The sequence below is a fragment of the Cupriavidus sp. SIMBA_020 genome (genome assembly GCF_046535395.1).
Taxonomy (GTDB): domain Bacteria; phylum Pseudomonadota; class Gammaproteobacteria; order Burkholderiales; family Burkholderiaceae; genus Cupriavidus; species Cupriavidus campinensis.
The window spans coordinates 1-253 of the sequence record NZ_JAWRWU010001144.1 but is presented as its reverse complement, the minus strand read 5'-3'; the positions used below and the strand labels follow the sequence as shown (position 1 = coordinate 253).

The 253-nt window shown below is 68.8% G+C and carries 1 protein-coding gene; it reads left to right on the top strand.

Annotated elements, in window-relative coordinates:
- Positions 1–64: 64 nt before the first annotated feature.
- The coding region (locus tag SB751_RS33115; RefSeq protein WP_410749385.1) for a hypothetical protein at positions 65–253 on the top strand (189 nt) is incomplete at its 3' end.

The following is a 253-nucleotide window of genomic DNA, read 5'->3' as shown; positions in this document are numbered from 1 at the left end:
AACCGGCGCAGTCAGTGCCGACGACGCAGCCCCTTCGGCCAATGCATCGAAGTCAGCGAAACAAGTGAAAGAAGCGAAGCCCGCACTGACGCTCGCCGCCAGCGACGGCACGGTCAAGCAGGCGTCCACGGATCGGCCGTCGGTGCAGCAGGGCATTCCGTCGACCAATCAACTCGGCGTTTCGCACATCGGCGACGCGGCGCCCGCGCCGGCGTCGAGCCCGCGTCAGGGACCGCTCGCCGGCATCGGCCAG